The organism is Paenibacillus sp. A3M_27_13 (assembly GCF_024213315.1).
GTDB lineage: Bacteria > Bacillota > Bacilli > Paenibacillales > Paenibacillaceae > Paenibacillus > Paenibacillus polymyxa_B.
This window is the reverse complement of record NZ_JANAVE010000003.1, coordinates 120578-140758: the sequence shown is the minus strand read 5'-3', so window position 1 is coordinate 140758 and position 20181 is coordinate 120578. Positions and strand designations below refer to the sequence as shown.

Sequence of the window (20181 nt, the reverse complement as noted above, 5' to 3'; positions counted from 1 at the left end):
CTTGCTGTTATCGGACGAACTTTTTACCGGAACTTTCGGAAAAACGGAATTATACCGGCAAAAAACAGGACTTATCTATAAGTCCTGTTCCAGAGCACAGCTTTTTTAGTTTATCCCTTCATTCTCCCTAATAATCTCATCGCATCGGTCTCCTTAGATAAGGCATGAACCAAAGCAGGCTGCTCACTGATCAGGGACAATTCCTTAAATAACTGGCGCATTTCTTCCCGCCCATCCTGTTTGACCGCAAGCAAGAACACAAGCTCTACTTTCTCGGTTCCCCAGGTAAGCGGCTGCTTCAAGGTAGCGATTACAATGGAGGACTGCCTTATCCACTCAGAACCGCCATGCGGGATGGCTATGCCTCCCCCAATCGTCGTGGCCGACATTTTTTCTCGCGCCAGTACGCTGTCCACATAACCAGGCTCCACATATCCTTTGTCCTCCAGTATTTGCGCCAGCTTGGAGATCAATTGTTCCGGATGCTGCACTTCCTGCTGGGGAAAGACCAAAAAAGGTGTTGTATATTTAAAAAATACCGATTCTTCTGCTGCCCTATGTTCCGGCTCATCCAGTCGTCGGATCACTTGCTCCAGTCGACGTTCGTCCTTGACATCCAGCAAGGGAGAGACGAGAATGTGCGGAATGTTCATCTCTGGGAGATCTACAGTGGTAATGACGAGATCCACCTCCTGGGCTGCCAGATAGTCCTGGACTTCTGCTTTGGAAAGGGTTGTCTCCACATGTACAGCCGGAAATTTACGTTCCACCTTGGTGCGTAGCAGTTGGGACATACCGATGCCCATGTGACACACGATGATGGCTCTCTGGGGATGACTCTCTTTCTGGTGCAATCGCTCCACAGAAGCCTGAAAATGCAGCGTTAAATACGCCGCTTCCTCCTCGGGGAAGGATAGCCGGATCCATTTCCCCACCTCTTCCAGTGTAATAATAACTCGGTCGAACATGTAGGGGTACATCTTCTTGATCTCGGCCAGCATAGGATTGGACACGGTCAACCCATATTGAAGACGGTTCAGGGTCGTATATAAATGGACATTCAACCCTTTCAGTAACATCTTGTCCTTGGAAAAGGCAATCATATTCAGCTCGGACATCCGCCGAACTAACTGCTCAATCAACTCAGGCAAAAGCGGGTGACTATCTGCCAGCTCACCTTGTTTTCCTGTTCTTCCCTCCTGCTGGTAACGGAACTTCCCACTAAGCAGGTGCAGAGTTAAATACGCCGTCTCTTCCTTGGAAAAAGGCACAGCAAACAACTTTTGCAACTGCTGCAAAAAAGACGTAGCCCATGTAAATTCGCGTCTCTCCTGCAAAAAGGCAATGTCCTGCTTGGAGAGCGAAATGGGTTGTCCCATCTTGGTTCGTTTGACCATTAAGAGAATATGCAGCATTAGAGCTTCGAAAGCTTCGTCAGTAAAGCTGAGCTCATGGCGTTTTTGAAATGCTTTTAATTCATGATTTATGGTTGTAATCTCGTGCGATTCAAACTGTTTGCGCATCATCTGTCCTGTTAACTCAGGACTGTCAATCAGCTGGTTCATCCGCGCCAAAGCGATGCGCTTATTTTTCTCAGAGCCTTGAATGGTCAATCCAACGCGCTGCTTGGTAATCAAGGCCAGATCAAAGCTGTGCAGCCAGCCATCGATCTTCTCCATATCTCTACGAATCACCGTCTTGTTCACATAATACTGTGAAGCTAGATCCTGGATGGTCACAGGCTTGGCATTCATCAAGAGCCGATAGGCGAGATGCAGCACCCTTTCCTCATCCGACTCATGTTGGGCTGTACTCTCGTCCGCATACAGTCGATGGAACAATTCATTCTGATCCGCTTCACCCATCTCCAGATAAATGCCGCGTCCCGGCCTTCTCACCAGATTGGCATCAGAATGCTTGACGATATAATCTTCAATTACTTTCAGATCGTTGCGGATCGTCTTTTCAGAGCAGTCGGTCAGATCCGCCAGATCCTGCGCTAACCACAACCGGTCCGGTTCAGTTAACAACATGCGTAAAATTTCCATTTGCCTTTTATTCATTCCATTCTCCCATCTTCCAAAATAAAGAATGTCCAGGGCATTTCGAGCTATATTTTTGCTGGTTTTGTGTTGACTTTAAGTATACTCCAAGTAGTACATTTAAAGCATGGTGGCCGCCAAATTCAAGAATAATGAAAAGAGGAATCGCTCATGACTATTGGGAAAACAGCTCTTATTACTGGGGCCAACAAAGGCATCGGGTATGAAACAGCCAGACAATTGGGGGGGATGGGTATTACAATCCTGATTGGCTCACGGAATGAGCAGAGCGGCCGGGAAGCGGTGGCTAAGTTGGCTAATGAGGGAGTAGAAGCCCGATTGATTTTGTTAGACGTGACGAATCAAAGTACGATTGATTCCGCAGTCCAACAGATCAAACAAGAATTCGGTTCCCTTGATGTACTAATCAACAATGCCGGCATATCTTTAGGAGGAGCCACTCCTCCAAGTCAGTTCTCTTTGAACGATTTAAGAGAAACGTATGAAACGAACTTTTTCGGTTTGGTCGCCGTGACGCAAGCCATGCTACCTTTATTGCAAGAATCTCCTTGTGGTAGAATCGTTAACTTGTCGAGTGGCCTTGGTTCGTTAACCTATAATGGCGATCCTGAGCATGAGCATGCACAATTTAATTTGCTTGCCTACAATAGCAGCAAGGCAGCGGTTAATATGTTCACCGTCACCCTTGCCAAAGAATTCAAAGACTCACCTCTCAAAATTAATTCGGCTGACCCTGGCTTTACCGCCACTGACTTAAATGGCTTTACAGGACCGGGTTCGGTACAACAAGCTGCTGCTGTCGTTGTTCGTTTAGCCACTTTAAATAATGACGGGCCGTCAGGAGGGTTTTTCGACTCGAATGGAGAAGTGCCTTGGTAATCGTTACAATTAAGGAGTGGGATACTTTGCAGGAAATTCCGGAGACCATAACCTCTATTAGTCAAGCTGCAGAACTAACAGGTTTAACAGAAGATACTATACGCTATTATGAGCGAATTGGCTTGCTGCCTTATGCAGAACGAAAGGCTAACGGACACAGGTTCTACAGTAGAGATCAGATTCTGGGGATTATCTTTTTAACCCGATTAAAAGCTACTGGAATGACTATAGAGGAAATGAAGCATTATCGAGAACTTTCGATGCAAGGCAACAGCACCATTCCGATCAGACACTCCTTACTTGAGAAACATAATCAGAAGATTCAACAAGAAATTTCCAGACTGATGGAAACCCAAAAAATTATTGAATATAAGCTCAACCATTATCGTGACCTCTCTACCAATCCTGATCTTAGCGACACGAATTGCAACCCTACAACACCCAGCACCAATCCCCTTTTTTAAGGGGTTTTTTTATTTTCAGCGGGAGATTGATGGAGCTCCCTTAATTCCCTATAATCCAAATATAGTATGAATTTCTAGGGGGAATAACGGTGATCACCTATGTGAGATGCAATGACGTCAGTATGGAACACATTTTCCAAGCATTTTCGCTTGGGTTCTCGGATTATTCCATTCGTCTGACCACGGATCAGGACGATTTCGCAGCACGTTTTTTTGGTCCAGAGGGTAATACACGGAATCACTCTTTCCTTGCCATGGATGAGGATCAACCGATCGGCTTAATTCTTGGCGGTGTCCGGCAGTTCGACGGGTACAAGACCATGCGTTGCGGCACGCTATGCATCGCCCCGGCTTACCGTGGTCAGGGGATTAGCAACAAGTTGCTGGAATTACATAAACAAACAGCCATCTCCGCGGGTTGCCAGCAGCTATGGCTCGAAGTCATCAAGGATAATCATCGGGCCGTCAAATTATATGAAAAGCAAGGCTATCAGCCACGCTATACGCTGAAATACTACAACGGCACTCTGCCCTCCACCCCACCCGCTGCCCTCTCATCTTCGTATATTCTTAAGGAAGTTACATTTGATGACATCGCAGCTTTTCGAAAGACCCTTATCGACTGCCACATCCATTGGCAAAGTGACACACCTTATTACGCCACTAGTACACAGGAAGCTTTTCTCGGCATCTACGAAGTAAATCAAACGTGCCTCGGCATGGTGAGCATGAGTGCTAAGGGTAAAATCAACTTTCTTTGGGTCGATCCTAAGCATCGCAACCAAGGATTAGGATGCGCCCTCCTTCATAGAGCAGCAGAGATCCAAAAGATTGAGAAGGTGTACATCTGTCTGTCTGACAATGACTCTCTTGAAGGCTTTATCCAAAAAATAGGTCTCTCGAAAGACCCCATTGAGCAATATGAAATGGGTATGCCGCTGAAGGTCGATCATGTTGTACAATGATCAACCTTCTTCCTATCTATGCTCCCCCTGCTTGATTCACCTACATCTATCATTTCTGAGAACGATTGATATACTCTGATTTGACCAATGCGCACATGTAAAGATCATCATATTTCCCTAACGTAAATTCATATTGGGAGAGGAGCCCTTCTTGCCGAAAGCCTGCTTTTTCAAGCAACCGCAAGGATTGTGCATTCTCTGGCTCTACTAGCGCCTGAATGCGGTTCAATGAGAGGAAGGGATATTTATAATAATTTCTTTGTTTATAGAATGTTTTCCTAAACATGGATTGTAAAATGACCGTTAATATAAGGAGTGTGTTTTCAATTATTAAGAAGAGGTGTATTTTTTGGACGAACAGCACATATCACACAATCCGCAGGAAACTTCAAGACAGACGTACATTCAGCATGGTCAAAATTATGGGGTAGATCCAAACAGGATGGCGGCGTTATCAAAAACATACGGGAATTCTACTCTGTTTAGACGGTGGGGAGCAACAGTTTTTGATTGCATATTTTTTGTAATCGGGTATATTTGTTTTTTTATTTCTGTCATTCAAATAACGGACAGATGGTTTTTGCCTTTAGCGATTGCAACCCGTTGTATTCTGCTTATTGCTTTCTTCAGCTATTATTTGCTTTTGGAAGGTTACACAGGCTATACGCTGGGTAAGTTCGTTTTTCGTATTAAGGTGGTTAACGGGGAAGGAAAGCCTCCTGGTTTTCTTAAATCACTCATTCGTACGCTGCTCAGACTCATAGACACCAATCCGTTGCTAATGGGTGGGATACCTGCTGGTATCAGTGTGTTAGTAACTGCATCAAGACAACGAATTGGTGATTTAGCTGCAGGTACATATGTTGTAAAGGTACGGGATTTAGAGCCGATTAACAAAAAGACAATGAAACGTTCGCTCTTTATATTTTTTACTGCAATGGTGATCTTGGGAGCCTCGTTTGTAAATGCTATTTTTATACTTGCAGACAGTTACGTACCTCCTGAAGCTCCAGTGAGCAAGAAAGAGCAAAGCTATGTAAGTAAAGATGGACGATTTCAAATCACGGCCCCGCTGGACTGGTCAACAGACCCGGACCGTGAAGGAAAAGCAGAGATTGCGATATTTAATCCGTACATTCAAAAGTCCGTTGCGGTAGTATCCAATTCGAAAAAGGAATTGGGCAATGTAACTCTCCAGCACTACACAAAGAAAATTCAATACAACATGACCAAAGAGTTTAATCTCTCTACTGTAGGACCTTCATCTAACACAACGATTCATGGATATCCTGCCATTGAGTTTACGATTAAAGGACAAAAAGATGTGAACCATTATGTCACCCATGTGGCGATTATTGAGACCGAAAATGATTATTATCAGGTGCTCGGATATACGCCCGCATCTAAATATAGTCGTTTTAAGAAAGAGCTACATGATATTATCTACAGCTTCCGCGAGGTCCGTCATTAGACAGCGTGGCTGGTGAAGGATAGGAACAGACTCGAAAAGCAGGAACTCTTCAGAGTAGCCTGCTTTTTGGGTATATATTTCAATGATACCTTAAAACTCACATAGGAAAATCTAAAAAGCGTAGTGTGCTGAAATGAGATTTCTATCACTTAAAATTAAAATTAAAATTAAATATTGGTAATCCGTTAGTATAATCAACTTCTATAAGTACACTTTCAAAATCTATTATATATATCAATTCTTTTACTGGGGTTTCTTTTGTTGGACGTTCTAATTCTAGTGCAAAGGAAAAAAGCTCTAAAAAATCAGCATCTAAACCATGACTATTCGATTTATATTTGACATGATCTACATCTTCCTGTTTGACAAGTATAAAATCTGAATTATTGATCGTCTCTACTATACGTTTTTTTTCTAAATGATTAACTAGATCATCATTATCTCCTTGGAAAGATAAAACCTGTGTATTTCCATGAAAATCTTTATACAATGTTTCTAAGTTTAAATCTAGTCTATTGGGTATTATTTTTTTAGCAATATAGTCGAATTCAATATCAAATGTTGCATTTCCTACCTTTCCATACAAAAACCTATTATTTGATAAAAACGCTGGCTCTATCCAAGCTGAGTTGTCTACCAAATATGAAAATAAATTAGGTGCTAGCCTATTACTTAAGTGCAATAAATATGCCCCATGAGAATGTCCATACCCAATTATTCTCGCGGGATTAAATATCAGATTATTTCCCTTCAATATGGTTTTAACTGCCTCTACAGAACTAATGATATCTATTGCCTGCATATAGCTCATATCATTAAATTCCTCTATACTTTCATCTATATTAGCAATCACAGGAAGTAAAATGTTTTTTTCAGACAATATGCTTAATAAAATAGAAGAGTCTTTATTCATTTTCTCCAATTCATCTACTGTAAGAATGGACTGAAGAATTTCGGGATTTTTCAACCTGAAACGATCAGCTGATGATTGCATAAATGTACTACCAAAATAATCACACTGAATCGTTACCATATTATATTTATCCGCAAATACTTTTCTCATTTTCGCATAAACTTTGGAATCAATATTACCTCCGAACCCGGGTACAAAAATAATCAATCCTGTACTTTCAGTAACTCCGTTTTGTGGAATAGAATAGTCTATTCGTAACTCTCGATTAGAGTTCCCCGTGTATATATTATAATGAGCTGGAATATTAAAACTATGCTGTTCTGACATGAATTTCCTCCTAAATAATATTCAGTCTCTTTTTCCATTACTATGATTAAAAAACAGAGAGGATGTTTATTTAATGACATCCTCTAATAGATTTATCGTAATACACAGCGATTTCATTAAATCTAATTTTTTAAAGGCCTGAACCGCACTACAAATAATCGTTCCATCTCACAGATCTCATGATCAAAAGGTCTAAACGCTATGCAACCAGCCAATTGCGAAACGGTTGCATTCCTATGATAAAATTGACTGACATGCTCGGCGACCTGCCTTATCATATTGTTCAGATGCACAATAAATTGGAAACCCTTTCACAAAGGTAGTACATTAAAATACACTATATCACTATAGATAAAGGAGGAATCCTGATTTGTTTCAGCTCTCCGAAAAACAAGCCCAAGACATCGTAGACAAAATGATGAAGGATATTCCATACAATATCAATATTATGAATGAACGAGGCATCATCATTGGCAGCGGCGAGAGTGAACGAATCGGAACCATTCACCAAGGAGCTGTTCAGGCGCTCGAAACTGGGAAAATGGTTGAAGTGTGGCAGGACGGCCACTATGAGAAAAAGGGAACCAATGAACCGATTGTCATTCATCATGAGTTAGTTGGTGTCATTGGTATTTCAGGCAATCCCGATGAAGTACGTCCTTTTTGCAATATTGTTAAAACTACGGTGTCTCTCCTGATTGAACAGCGGATCTCCTTGGAGCATCTGGCCCACGAAGCCAATCGCAAAAAATCTGTGCTGGAAATGCTGTTAAATCATCAGGGAGCCTACACGCAAAAAATAAAAAAAGAAGCAGCCCAATATCACATTGATTTGCTTCTAAAAACTTCGGCTGTATATGTAAAGTACCTGCCTACTGATCCAGCTCATTTAGCCGAGTTGTCCAATATATTTATGCAGCATCCATCCTTTCGTATGGAGGAAGACTGCTATCTCATCCTAATACAAAATCAGGAGCCGACAGACAAACTGCTAGAGCCACTTGTGCGCAGCCATCCCGATGTGCTGGTTACGGTCAGCAGACAAGAGATCAACATTGCGGATGTTTATATGCAAGCCAAGTCAGCTATGAATGTTTTACTGGCTTTGCGCCCGCCTGTGCAAAAAATTTCTTTTGCGGAAGTCGAATTTCTGGTCAAATTGAGTCAAACGAACCTGACGAACACGATCTATCTGGTTAGCAAGTTGGAAGATACTGTGGATTTGCTGGATACGCTGCGAAGCTTTATTAACCATAACGGCAGTGTCTCCTTTACCGCAGATGAATTAAATATTCACCGAAATACGCTGCAATACCGCCTGAAGCGCATTCATACCTTAACCGGTAAAGATCCCCGGAATCTCCTTCAGCTTTTTGAGCTTACGCACGGCTTATTGGCACTGTATCAATGAACTGCTGTATCACGCCAGACCATGCGCCAGTAACACCATATTTTCGCTCGCCGTCTCCCAAATTTCTCAGGCGAGCGCTCGTATTATATCGTATTTGTATGATGCCGTTTTATGTTTAAAACCCGCTTCTCCATCTGTTCATTTCTCGCTCAATTGAAGTACTCTTGCGATATTCTCGCACGTACGCTCTACGTTTTGCGGCCCTTCGGCCAGCAGCTTACCGAGCTCCGAGGCTCCCGGTACGATGCCGAACACCGCATCTATTCCTTCCTTGTACAACGTGTCGATCCCTTCCCCGATATAACCTGCGACCGCAATGACCTTTTTTCCAGACTGTTTTGCCGCCTGGGCTACTCCATAAGGAGTTTTACCGAATTTGGTCTGAAAATCAATACCGCCTTCCCCCGTCAAAACGATATCGGCAGTGGCGAGCTTTTGTTTTAAACCGGTGTATTCAATCACAATTTCAATGCCTTTTTGCAGCGCCGCCTGAGTGAAAATTAATAAGCCCGCACCCAATCCACCTGCTGCGCCTGCGCCTGGGAGATCGCGCACATCCTTGCCCAGCTGCTGCTTCACCACATCGGCGTAATGAGCAAGATTGGCATCCAATTGCTGCACCATTTCCGGAGTTGCCCCTTTTTGTGGCCCGAATACTTGAGATGCCCCATGCTCTCCGCACAGCGGATTTGTCACATCACAGGCTACAATTAATTGTACCTGCTGCAAGCGGTCATCCAGTGATGAAATATCAACACTGGCCAGCTCGCCCAGACTACCGCCGCCGCGCGGAAGAGTATTGCCTTTTGTATCCAGAAATCTGGCGCCCAGCGCTTCCGCCATTCCTGTACCGCCATCATTCGTCGCGCTTCCACCAATGCCGATGATAATTTTTCGAATTCCCTGGTTCAGACATTCACGGATTAACTCCCCTGTTCCGTAGGTTGTTGTCTTTAACGGGTTTTTGTTATCCTTGTTCACCAAATGGATTCCACTGGCGGATGCCATCTCGATTGCCGCTGTGGTGCCGTCTCCCAGCAGGCCGTATGCAGCAGTTACAGGTTCTCCAAGCGGTCCTGTCACCTCGATATAACGAATCTGTCCGCCTGTCGCATCCACCAGTGACTGCACCGTTCCTTCACCGCCGTCCGACATCGGTACGTGGACATAATTCGCCGCCGGATAGACCTTGCGCAGTCCTTTCTCCATCGCGATACATACTTCTTTAGCCGTCATGCTTTCTTTAAAAGAATCTGGTGCCAGAACAAACGTTTTCTCTCTCATCTTCTCACCCCATCGTGAATATTAAAGTAAAAATCCATACATGATTGTCGCTACAATTGCCATCGTTCCACCCACAATAGCTTCGTAAGGAATCAAGCCCATCCGTTGTTTAATGCTCATTTTCATGCTGTCTGCCGTGACGTGAAAATAGTTGCCCTGCGGCAAGGAATCAATGACTGTAGCTCCTGTATGCACCATCACAGCTGCAGCGAGTGGGGCCGTTCCCATGTTCAGAATGGCTTCCCCAAACGAGCCTGTTGCCAAAATAACGCCCGTCGAGGTGGACGCCGTAGCAGCTGCCATCAGAATACCTGCAAGCGGTGCCAAAAATGTACCGGAAACTCCCGAAGCTTCAATCAGGCCAACCACCTGAGCAGACAAGTTGGAAGCAGAGATCAGACCAGCAATCCCGCCTGCACCGATCAAAATCAGCACAGTCGCCGTCATTTTATTTAAACCGGAGGCCGAATACTTTAAGATATTGCGCCCTTGCCCCATGGCCAGCATACCCACAATCCCAGCGATCGGCAAAATGTACATCGCATCCACCTTGAAACTCGAAAGTGCTTCAATACCGGAAATAGAACCAATCGGGTTAATCATCAGCAAAATAACAGCTACCAGCGGGGCTACAATTGCCCGTCCCAACGCTGGATATTTCGATGTATCGACGTCACTGTCCATGATATCCTGGTCGGACACCTTCACACCTTTGGTTTTCAACATAGACGCCACCAAAACAGTCATGATTAAACCACATATCGCAGGAACCACACCCGCCAACATCACGTGGCTTAAATCCAGATTAAATCCGCGCGCCGCTGCAATCGTATTAGGATTGGGAGAGATGATGTTCCCCGCTTTTCCGCCTCCAGACAAAGCCAACAGGAGCGCCAGCTTGGAAATCCCCATTTTGTTACCGACCGACAATGCAATAGGTGCCACAATCAACACGGCAACGGGAATAAATACACCTACCGCCGTAATAATCATCGTCGCCAAGGCTAGTGCGAGTATCGCTTTACTGCCGCCGAACTTCTTTACAATAGCCTGCGCAATCGTCTCCGCTGCCCCGGATTCCATCATTACACCTGCCAATACACCTGCGGCAAGCACACGAATGACCGTCCCCATCACACTTTGCGTACCGCTTATTAACACGCTGATCGTCTGCTCCAGATTGGCTCCGCCCAATAAAGCGCCTACAATAGCTCCCAAAAATAAAGCGTAAACCGGATTCAGCTTTCTTAATATCAGAATAATTGCAATAGCCAGCCCTGCCAGAGCTCCTATCCAACTGATCGTCAATCCTTCCATCTGTCTAACCCCCCGGGTAATTTTTGATTACGCTTTCATTATATCGATTGCCGCATGTTAAAAATATTGAAGAACAGACGAAATTGATTGTGCATTTGAACAAAAAATCGGAACTTCAATTGGAACCTATAGATGAAATCAGTATTGAGTCTAGCACTATATATGAGAAGATCCAAACAGGATCTATGTCTTAATATGCAATTTTCATTTTATGTATCGAGGCGTTACAAAACAAATTTAATGTATACGCTTGCAAATTTAAAATTTCAGATTATAATACCTGTATACAAGTATACTTGATTAATTAAGAAGGTGAAATGATGGTCGAATCAGAATTCCTATATCCCTCCAAATGGCTTTTAAAAGCCTCTGCTGGTGATCGCGTAACATCCGAGCTTAGAATGCGCATTATTTCTGGCGGGATTGAAAGCGGTACCATATTATCCGAAAATAAACTAGCTGCTGATTTCACTGTAAGTCGCTCACCCATTCGTGAAGCGTTAAAAATACTGGCATCCGAAAATATCATTCGATTAGAAAGAATGGGAGCCGTTGTTATTGGCCTATCAGAAAAAGAAATAGAAGAAATTTATGATGTCCGTCTGCTCATAGAATCCTTCGTATTTGAACGTCTTGTAAAGATGGACACTAATGATTTGGCGAAGGAACTTAGTAAAATACTCGAAATGATGAAAGTCGCCCTCAAATATAGTGATGCTGATGAGTTTTCATATCAAGATGTCTTGTTCCATGAAACGATTATTCGTGCAGTCAATCATTCACATATTCTGATGATCTGGAATAATTTAAAGCCTGTTATGGAAAGTCTCATTCTTTTGTCGATGCGTATGCGTTTTAAAGAAAAGTATGAAGACTTTACACGGATTATAAACAATCACGAACTTTATATTGAAGCAATCAAAGCAAAAGATAGAGACCTCATGATCAAGTCTCTACATGAAAACTTTGATGATGTTCAAGGTAAAGTAGAAGACCTATGGATGTCACAACAAATGCTATCTAAAGGAGTCGTGCAACAAAATGACTAACTATATGTTAGGTGTAGATATCGGAACCACAAGTACGAAAGCCGTTCTATTTAGCGAAAAAGGCGAAGTCATCCAACAAGAGAATATTGGATACCCGCTTTATACACCGGATATAGCAACAGCTGAACAAAACCCAGAAGAGATTTTTCAGGCTGTTCTGCAAGCCACTTCAAATATAATGAAACATCACTCACAAAAAAAGCTATCGTTTGTTTCATTTAGCAGTGCCATGCATAGTGTCATTGCGATGGATGAAAATGACCGCCCACTGACGCCTTGTATTACATGGGCAGATAATCGCAGTGAAGCGTGGGCACATAAAATAAAAGATGAGCTGAATGGCCATGAAGTCTATAAACGAACAGGAACACCCATTCACCCCATGTCACCATTAACAAAAATAGCTTGGATTGTGAATGACCTTCCTGAAACCGCTGTCAAGGTTAAAAAGTATATCGGAATTAAAGAATATATTTTTAAAAAGTTCTTTGATCAATATGTAGTGGATTATTCCCTAGCTTCTGCCATGGGTATGATGAATCTAGAAAAATTAGATTGGGATGAAGAGGCATTAAAAATTGCTGGTATAACCCCTTCTCAATTATCTGAGCTCGTGCCAACAACCAGAATATTTACCAACTGTGATTCAGATTTAGCAAAAAAGATGGGGATCGATCCACAAACATCGTTTGTCATTGGAGCTAGCGATGGAGTCCTTTCTAATCTAGGTGTAAATGCGATACGAAAAGGCGAAGTTGCCGTCACAATCGGGACAAGCGGTGCCATTCGAACCATTTTAGACAAGCCTCAAACAGACGAAAAGGGAAGAATATTTTGTTATGCCTTAACAGAAAAGCACTGGGTTATTGGGGGGCCGGTGAACAATGGCGGGATGGTCCTTCGCTGGATCCGTGATGAACTTGCCTCATCAGAAGTGGAAACAGCGAAAAGACTAGGAATTGATCCATATGATGTACTAACCAAGATTGCTGAACGTGTAAGACCAGGATCTGACGGATTGTTATTCCATCCGTACCTCGCTGGTGAACGTGCGCCATTATGGAACCCAGACGTACGTGGCTCATTCTTCGGTTTAACGATGTCACATAAGAAAGAACATATGATTCGCGCAGCCCTAGAAGGAGTCATTTACAATCTGTACACCGTATTTTTAGCATTAACCGAATGTATGGACAGTCCTGTGACCCGAATCCAAGCTACTGGAGGCTTCGCAAGGTCAGCTGTTTGGCGGCAAATGATGTCCGATATATTCGCATCTGAAGTCGTCGTTCCAGAAAGCTACGAAAGTTCTTGTCTAGGAGCTTGTATTTTAGGCTTGTATGCCACTGGACAAATCCAGTCCTTTGAAGTCGTTTCTGAAATGGTTGGCAGTACCAACAAACATACACCAAAAGAAGAAGCGACCAAGGAATATAGGAAATTGCTGCCGATTTTCATTAATCTATCCAGAGTATTAGAAGACGATTATACACGGATTTCCAATTATCAAAGAAGCTTAATTAAACACTAAAAAGATAAAAAGCAGGGGGTAATTACAATGCCATTAGTTATCGTAGCGATTGGAATTTTAGCATTATTAGTTTTAATAATGGGCTTCAAATTGAACACCTTTATTTCATTAATCATTGTATCGTTCGGCGTCGCTTTAGCACTTGGAATGCCATTAGAGGAAATTGTCAAAACCATCGAAGCCGGATTAGGCGGAACCCTTGGTCACTTAGCGTTAATCTTTGGACTTGGAGCGATGTTAGGTAAGTTGATCGCTGATTCTGGCGGTGCTCAACGAATTGCCATGACCCTCGTAGACAAATTTGGTGAAAAAAATATCCAATGGGCAGTCGTAGCTGCTTCATTCATTATCGGTGTGGCGTTATTTTTTGAAGTAGGATTAGTATTGTTAATTCCAATCATATTTGCCATTTCAAAAGAATTAAAGGTTTCTATCTTATATCTCGGTATTCCGATGGTTGCAGCTTTATCCGTAACACATGGCTTCTTACCTCCACATCCAGGGCCAACAGTTATTGCTGGTGAATATGGCGCGAACCTTGGTGAGGTTTTACTTTACGGTTTCATTATTGCCATTCCAACTGTTATTTTAGCTGGACCTGTATTTACTAAGCTTGCCAAAAAACTCGTACCTGCATCATTTACGAAAACGGGTAATATTGCCTCTTTAGGTGAACAAAAAGTATTTAAATCCGAGGAAACTCCTGGATTTGGCATCAGTGTATTTACTGCAATGCTTCCTGTTATTTTAATGTCTATTGCTACGGTTATTACTTTGCTTCAAAAAACAATGGGCTTTGAAGATAGTAGTTTACTAGCAGCGATCCGTTTTATTGGTGATGCATCAACTTCCATGTTAATTTCCTTACTGGTAGCTGTCTACACCATGGGAATAGCAAGGAAAATTCCAATTAAAAATGTAATGGCATCTTGTACAACTGCTATTACTCATATTGGGATGATGCTCTTAATCATTGGGGGTGGCGGAGCCTTCAAACAAGTACTGATTAATGGCGGCGTAGGTGACTATGTAGCTGAATTATTCAATGGAACTACATTATCACCCATCTTACTTGCCTGGATTATCGCTGCAATATTACGAATTTCCTTAGGTTCTGCAACTGTTGCAGCTTTAACAACCGCTGGTTTAGTTATTCCGATGTTAGGACAATCCGACGTTAATCTTGCTTTAGTTGTGCTTGCAACGGGAGCGGGTAGTTTAATAGCTTCACATGTTAACGATGCTGGTTTCTGGATGTTTAAAGAATATTTTGGTTTAAGCATGAAAGAAACATTTGCAACATGGACATTACTTGAGACCATCATTTCTGTAGCTGGATTAGGATTTATTTTAGTACTAAGTTTATTCGTATAAACCATGATTCCCGGGCGGTAGATCCCCCACTTATTTTTCTTAGAATCTTCTAAGCCTATAAGTGAGGATCTACGGCCTATTCATTTCAAATAAAAGGAGCAGAAAAAATGTCCAACACAATTGGTGTCATTGGTTTAGGGGTAATGGGCTGTAATATCGCTTTAAACATGGCTGGTAAGGGTGAGCAAGTCGCTGTCTATAATTATACGAGGGATTTAACGGATGATCTTGTTAAAAAAAGTGAAGGTCACTCCATCCATCCCTACTACGAAATTCAAAACTTTGTTTACTCCTTAAAAACTCCAAGGAAAATCTTCCTTATGGTAACAGCGGGCAAACCGGTCGATTCGGTAATAGGTACATTAGTACCCTTCCTTGAAGCAGGCGATGTGATCATGGACGGTGGTAACTCCCATTACAAAGATACGGAACGTAGATATGATGAATTGAAGTCAAAAGGAATCGGTTATTTAGGAATCGGTATCTCCGGCGGCGAAGTCGGGGCTTTAAATGGACCTTCGATCATGCCTGGTGGAGATAAAAACGTATATGAAAAAGCAGCTCCTATTCTAACAAAAATAGCAGCCCAAGTGGACGGAGACCCTTGCTGTGTTTATATGGGTCCAAAAGGGTCCGGTCACTTTGTAAAAATGGTACATAACGGAATCGAGTATGCAGATATGCAGTTAATCGCAGAAACCTATACATTTTTAAGAAAAAGGTTACGTTTATCTGTGAATGAAATTGCTGATATCTTTGAAATATGGAATCAAGGGGAACTGAAAAGTTATTTAATCCAAATCACAGCAGAGATTTTACGGAAAAAGGATGATGTAACAGGCTTACCACTAATCGATGTGATTCTTGATAAAACAGGGCAAAAGGGCACAGGTAAATGGACAAGCATTCAAGCAATTGACAATGGGATCCCATCATCCATTATTACAGAGTCATTGTTTGCCCGTTACATCTCCTCTTTAAAAGAAGAACGAGTTTATGCAGAAAATATTCTAACAGGACCAGGGATTGATCAGCGAAGTTTAGATAAAGATGTGTGGATTGAGTACATTAGACAAGCTTTTTATATGGGTAAGATTTGTGCCTACGCGCAAGGATTTATACAATATAAAATGACTTCTGAACTTTACGGATGGAATTTACCTTTAAAGGATATTGCCCTTATTTTCCGTGGTGGTTGCATCATTCGTGCTGAATTCTTAAACGTAATAAGCGAAACATATCAAGAACAGCCGAATTTGGCTAATCTATTAATCGCCCCGTATTTTGCTGAAAAAGTTAAAGAGTATCAAAAAGGATTACGAAAAATTGTCTGTGAGGGTATTAATTCTGGCACTTCGTTTCCATGTTTAAGTGCTTCACTTACTTATTATGATAGTTACCGGACAGGCATTTCGAATGCTAACCTTTTGCAAGCACAAAGGGATTATTTTGGTGCCCATACTTATGAACGAAGTGATGCAGCAGGGTCCTTTCACACAAACTGGCAGTGATCGATAGTGGTAGTAAATCTCCAGAGCCCTAATGAAGTGGTTCTTCCCTTCATTAGGGCTCTTATTTTGAATACATTTTCCCCACAATGCTCTTGTGTCTATATTATGTAACAGACGTTGAGATTCTGAAGGGCAAGGGGAATAAATAGAAGCTACATGACAAAACGATTAATACATGTGCTGATTCTTTATACGGACCAAAACCTTGCCAAAGCGCCCCCCTTGTTGGACAGGAATTCTCTTTCCTGCGTACGTCCTTCTTAAATAAGTTTCGGCCTTCTGTAATGACTGTTCATCTGTCGGCATCCCGAAGAATGAGAACCAGCCTAATGTATGTTTTACCGCCTCGTCCACCGACATCATTACCGTTTGGGTTTCACGAGTAATCAGGGTTTGAAAAGAATAGCCATATATATTTAATAGTTGGATGATATATGCCATATCTGACGTTTGTACTAGGTCTTCTTTTATTCCGACTACAGGGCGCAATTCCTGAATCAGACTATGCTCCTTAGGCCCAGCACTCGTACTGATGTAACAAAACTGGCTGGCACAGGCGAGCGCCTTCTCTACCATTTCCCAACCGAAAATGGCTGGACACATGGATGCAAACACCAGATCAAATTTGTTTTTCCATCCGTTCGTCTCAATAGATAACTCCTCAAATTGTTCCCGCACGATTTTAATGTTTTCCTTTATCGATGGCTTAATACTCTCTTCCATTAAGGCTGTCAACGGTCCTGAAGGCTCAACGGCGGTAACATTTGCCCCTTCCTCTGCAAAAGGAATACTGAAGACACCGGAGGCAGCACCAATGTCCAAGATAGAGGAATTTTCAAAGGTAACTCCCTGTGTCCTTAGCCATCCCATAATTCTGGTTGTTCTCTTTATTCCCTCTTCATTAAATGCCTGCTCGTGGAAGCTTCTTGCCCTCGTCATATCATCAAACGAATGAGCCGGTACCGTTCCCGCTCTAAGCATTCGATTTACACCGGCTTCCGGATCGTTAATCCAAGCAGCCTTCCATACTTCGGGATCAAATAAAGACTGGGTCATTAATTAGACTTCCCTTCTACTAATTAGATTTTAAAGTCTACTAATATCTACACCTTGCTTCCGTATGGTGGTAAATATGAAACACCCTACAATCGACATTATAGACTTATTATATCTGCAATTCAATCAAAAAAATTTAAATGACTAAAAATTCATACCCTCACGCCGTGCGGCACAAGAACTTTCTCGACGAATGCCCTTATGCCTTCAAGCGTGTTTATATCCTCGGTCCGAAAATTTTTATCTCATTTTTGAACGATTGAACCCGTTGCTTCTGTTGTAGCTTTTGCCTCACCATGTCCTGCACCAAATAGGTTCAGTACCACCACGCCAATAACAATTAAAGCAATACCTGCGATACTTCCTGTATTGATTTTTTCTTTCCAAATCAATACTGAAATAAGCGTTGTAGCAACAGCCCCTACACCTGACCAGATGGCATAAGTCATATTTAAAGGAAGCGTCTTAAGGGATAGAGAGATAAAGAAGAAAGAGATCACAAACGCAACAATTGTGAATAGAGTCGGATACAATCTGGTAAAACCTTCTGAAGCTTTAAGCATTGAAGTTCCAATAAGTTCACCAACAATAGAGATTGCCAAGAAAAGATAAGCCATTATTCATTCTCCTTTATATATGTCTTCAATTCTTCCATCATTTTTTGCCTCATTTCCTTATTAGGAGGAGCAAGCCCAAACATTTCGGCAAACCACAAGCCGTCTATAGCTAATCGGACTATCGTGGAACGAACGGGATCCAATTCGTCGTTTTCAATTTTGTTTTGGATATTCTCATACTCGTCCTGAAGTAACTTTAGCATTTGAGGGTTCGTAAACTGTGCTGCTGAAAGAGCGGTATACAGGTCACTTGCATTCCGATCGCCAGAAAATGATGTATTCATATAAGCGCGAGTCCATCTTCCTTTGGAATGCATATCGTTTTCTGCTCTCTCATTAAATTCGGAGACAAAGCTGGTCGATAGTTGCTCAACCATTCCCAAAACCAATTCATCCTTATTCGGAAAATGGTAAAGCAATCCTCCTTTACTTATTCCCGCTTTCTTAGCCACCGCTTCTAACGTTAACTTCTCTACTCCTTCTTCGTGCACAATCATGGAGGCCGCTTTAAGAATTAATTCTCTTTTTAATGTTTTTTTAGTTGTATTCATATTGATCACCCCTCTTTACTATACCGTCCAGACGGTTTTATTTCAAGTGGGTTAAAGTTATAGATTGGGTATGTAAGCCTAATTGAGTTGGATTAGGTTTTGATACGTTAGGTTTAAGCTAAATAAAAAGAAGCCTTGGGCGTATAACATTTCAGCCAAGACTTCGTCAAATAAATATCTACCCAGCCCAGACATTCGGAAAAATTTCGCATCTGTTGGGTTTTAAGTGCCACCTATAGCTTAACTCTGCACATATTGTCTCAGCCATTGGAGTGCGGGACGTTCCGTGCCATTTGAGTTCAGCAGATGTGTATTCGATATCCAGGTTTGCCCCTGGATGTATCCCCAGAGCGTAACTCCCTTCACCGCGGAATGCTTCCATAATACCGGAAATTTCTCCTTGTATCTGGCAAGCTGGGTGTTGTCGTCGCCAGTTATATCCAGTTCCGACACATAGATTGGCAATCCTGTTGCCGCTAGCTTGTTCAGTACAGTGTTCATCGTGTTAACTGAGACAGTGTCCATGCTAAACTGGTGGCATTGAATACCAATACCGTCAATCAGGCCTCTGCTCTTGAGCTGATTAATAATATTGACATATTGGTCGGTTAACGAGGGATCGTTGATAATTCCATATTCATTAATCATCAGCTTGGCATTTGGAAAGGCTTGTCTTGCCTGTTGGAATGACCATATGACCCAATCCCATCCGGTCGATCCGTCACCTCCTATGGCATTGCGGAAGGATGGCTTCTGATGCAGGGGCTCATTCACCACATCTATAAACTCCGCATTCGGATAGCGTTGGCCTGCTGCTTTAATCCACTGGGTCACTTCCGCCTTCTGATCAGCAGCCGACAGTCCGCTAATCCAACCTGGCTCCTGAGCACCCCATACCAATGTATGGAACTTGAACGGGAAGCCATTGTTACGGGCATAATTGTAGGCGGTATCCGCCTGCGACCAGTTCATGTTGTTACGACTGCCTTCAACCGACCCCCATTTGGTCGAATTCTCTGGCGTCACCTGGTTCCAGTATGTTCCGAAACTTGCAGGGACACTTCCAGCAATGATATTCCCGAGGAATTTGCCACCGTTCGCCATACTGGCACTAGCCGGGTTTATCAGAACTGATGATAACAACACACCCGCCAACGCCAAGCTGCTTACCAACTTGCCCACTTTAAATTTCGACATACAATCTCCTCCTCATACGTATAGTTTTTTAATATCCTCGCCTCTAAATAAATCGCTTACATTTCCAATTATAAGAATGAAAGGTTATTATCCGCTACATGTAAAAGTAAAGATTTTACCCGAAAAACTTTACATCATTGCGGGGCGACTGAACACCTGATGCTCCTTTAACACATCGTTTCGGTTAAAATCTAGCCTCGT

General features: G+C 42.5%; 17 protein-coding genes. 9 read left to right on the top strand and 8 right to left on the bottom strand.

Annotation, left to right across the window (positions count from 1 at the left end):
- Positions 1-110: 110 nt before the first annotated feature.
- Complete coding sequence (locus NLX82_RS13570) at positions 111-2063, bottom strand: BglG family transcription antiterminator (RefSeq protein ID WP_028540925.1); 1953 nt, start codon at positions 2061-2063, stop codon at positions 111-113.
- A 150-nt stretch (positions 2064-2213) separates the two neighbouring features.
- Here NLX82_RS13570 and NLX82_RS13565 point away from each other — a divergent pair, with 150 nt between their 5' ends.
- The 4 genes from NLX82_RS13565 to NLX82_RS13550 all read left to right on the top strand — a co-directional run bounded on the left by NLX82_RS13565 (position 2214) and on the right by NLX82_RS13550 (position 5842).
- A complete protein-coding gene (locus NLX82_RS13565) occupies positions 2214-2942 on the top strand; it encodes an SDR family oxidoreductase (RefSeq protein ID WP_023991050.1) in 729 nt (242 codons plus the stop codon).
- Positions 2936-3406 (top strand): MerR family transcriptional regulator, encoded by a 471-nt coding sequence (locus tag NLX82_RS13560; RefSeq protein WP_023991051.1) that lies wholly within the window; start codon positions 2936-2938, stop codon positions 3404-3406. Before NLX82_RS13565 ends, NLX82_RS13560 begins: the two co-directional genes overlap by 7 nt.
- 89 nt (positions 3407-3495) lie before the next feature.
- Positions 3496-4371 carry a GNAT family N-acetyltransferase gene (locus tag NLX82_RS13555; protein ID WP_053326457.1) on the top strand — a complete coding sequence of 292 codons (876 nt, stop codon included), beginning with the start codon at positions 3496-3498 and terminating at the stop codon, positions 4369-4371.
- 349 nt (positions 4372-4720) lie between these two features.
- Positions 4721-5842: an RDD family protein gene (locus tag NLX82_RS13550; protein WP_023991053.1), complete on the top strand. Its 1122-nt coding sequence runs from the start codon at positions 4721-4723 to the stop codon at positions 5840-5842.
- A gap of 145 nt (positions 5843-5987) precedes the next feature.
- On the opposite strand, the gene NLX82_RS13545 is transcribed toward NLX82_RS13550, so the two are convergent.
- A complete protein-coding gene (locus NLX82_RS13545; RefSeq protein ID WP_254348295.1) occupies positions 5988-7082 on the bottom strand; it encodes a DUF2920 family protein in 1095 nt (364 codons plus the stop codon).
- A gap of 370 nt (positions 7083-7452) precedes the next feature.
- On the opposite strand from NLX82_RS13545, the gene NLX82_RS13540 reads away from it, so the two are divergent.
- A complete protein-coding gene (locus NLX82_RS13540) occupies positions 7453-8493 on the top strand; it encodes a CdaR family transcriptional regulator (RefSeq protein ID WP_028540929.1) in 1041 nt (346 codons plus the stop codon).
- A 138-nt stretch (positions 8494-8631) separates the two neighbouring features.
- Here NLX82_RS13540 and NLX82_RS13535 read toward each other — a convergent pair whose 3' ends face one another.
- Together NLX82_RS13535 and NLX82_RS13530 are read right to left on the bottom strand one after the other, a co-directional pair.
- Entirely contained in the window at positions 8632-9777 is a 1146-nt protein-coding gene (locus tag NLX82_RS13535; protein WP_069080558.1) for a glycerate kinase family protein, read from the bottom strand.
- A gap of 21 nt (positions 9778-9798) precedes the next feature.
- Positions 9799-11094 (bottom strand): GntP family permease, encoded by a 1296-nt coding sequence (locus tag NLX82_RS13530; RefSeq protein ID WP_023991056.1) that lies wholly within the window; start codon positions 11092-11094, stop codon positions 9799-9801.
- 317 nt (positions 11095-11411) lie between these two features.
- Here NLX82_RS13530 and NLX82_RS13525 point away from each other — a divergent pair, with 317 nt between their 5' ends.
- The 4 genes from NLX82_RS13525 (at position 11412) to gnd (ending at position 16559) form a co-directional block, all read left to right on the top strand.
- Complete coding sequence (locus tag NLX82_RS13525; protein WP_028540932.1) at positions 11412-12143, top strand: GntR family transcriptional regulator; 732 nt, start codon at positions 11412-11414, stop codon at positions 12141-12143.
- Positions 12136-13674, top strand: coding sequence for a gluconokinase (gene gntK, locus NLX82_RS13520; RefSeq protein ID WP_069080559.1), 1539 nt, complete (start codon positions 12136-12138; stop codon positions 13672-13674). Before NLX82_RS13525 ends, gntK begins: the two co-directional genes overlap by 8 nt.
- A gap of 27 nt (positions 13675-13701) precedes the next feature.
- Positions 13702-15048 (top strand): GntP family permease, encoded by a 1347-nt coding sequence (locus tag NLX82_RS13515; protein ID WP_023991059.1) that lies wholly within the window; start codon positions 13702-13704, stop codon positions 15046-15048.
- Positions 15049-15155: 107 nt separating this feature from the next.
- Positions 15156-16559 carry a decarboxylating NADP(+)-dependent phosphogluconate dehydrogenase gene (gnd, locus tag NLX82_RS13510; RefSeq protein ID WP_254348293.1) on the top strand — a complete coding sequence of 468 codons (1404 nt, stop codon included), beginning with the start codon at positions 15156-15158 and terminating at the stop codon, positions 16557-16559.
- Between the two features lie 168 nt (positions 16560-16727).
- Here gnd and NLX82_RS13505 read toward each other — a convergent pair whose 3' ends face one another.
- The 4 genes from NLX82_RS13505 to NLX82_RS13490 all read right to left on the bottom strand — a co-directional run bounded on the left by NLX82_RS13505 (position 16728) and on the right by NLX82_RS13490 (position 19980).
- Positions 16728-17615: a class I SAM-dependent methyltransferase gene (locus NLX82_RS13505; RefSeq protein ID WP_254348291.1), complete on the bottom strand. Its 888-nt coding sequence runs from the start codon at positions 17613-17615 to the stop codon at positions 16728-16730.
- Between the two features lie 245 nt (positions 17616-17860).
- A complete protein-coding gene (locus tag NLX82_RS13500; protein WP_023991062.1) occupies positions 17861-18232 on the bottom strand; it encodes a DMT family transporter in 372 nt (123 codons plus the stop codon).
- Positions 18232-18783 (bottom strand): TetR/AcrR family transcriptional regulator, encoded by a 552-nt coding sequence (locus NLX82_RS13495; protein ID WP_069080561.1) that lies wholly within the window; start codon positions 18781-18783, stop codon positions 18232-18234. The genes NLX82_RS13500 and NLX82_RS13495 overlap by 1 nt, the downstream gene beginning before the upstream one ends.
- A 240-nt stretch (positions 18784-19023) precedes the next feature.
- Entirely contained in the window at positions 19024-19980 is a 957-nt protein-coding gene (locus tag NLX82_RS13490; protein WP_069080562.1) for an endo-1,4-beta-xylanase, read from the bottom strand.
- Positions 19981-20181 lie beyond the last annotated feature (201 nt).